Genomic DNA, 483 nt, shown 5'->3' with positions numbered 1-483 from the left:
CTGGTCTGGCTTTCGCCGGTGGCATGTTCGCCGGTCCGGTCGCCGCGCAGGTCGATGGTGCCGCGCTGGGCGCGGGTAAGTCGGTGGCGGCGGTGCAGGCCGACAAGCCGGACACCAGCAGGCTGGTTCCGCATGGTGTGCAGGGTGCGCAGTCGCGGATCGATCTGGACGCCGAGCAGACCGCCAACGTGAAGGCGATCATCGCCGCGACGAAGAAGGCCGGTATGGACGAGCGTGCCGCGGTCGTCTCCATCGCCACTGCGTTGCAGGAGTCGAAGTTGGAGAACCTGGGTCACCTGGGTGACCGCAACGACCACGACTCGCAGGGTCTGTTCCAGCAGCGTCCGTCCAGTGGTTGGGGCACGGTGGAGCAGATCACCGACCCCGAGTACTCCACCACCGCGTTCCTGAAGGGTTTGAAGCAGGTCGACGGCTGGCAGGACATGCCGCTGACCCAGGCCGCGCAGACCGTGCAGGTCTCGG

General features: G+C 67.3%; 1 protein-coding gene. It reads left to right on the top strand.

Features of this window, described 5'->3' with window-relative positions; genetic code table 11:
• Positions 1 to 483 (top strand): hypothetical protein (locus C1I93_RS30885; protein WP_111246726.1); only part of this gene is annotated, 483 nt, incomplete at both ends.

Origin of the sequence: Micromonospora endophytica (genome assembly GCF_003236305.1) — a bacterium.
Taxonomy (GTDB): Bacteria; Actinomycetota; Actinomycetes; order Mycobacteriales; family Micromonosporaceae; genus Micromonospora; species Micromonospora endophytica.
Note: the sequence above shows the minus strand (reverse complement) of the source record. Positions and strands in the feature narration are given on the sequence as shown.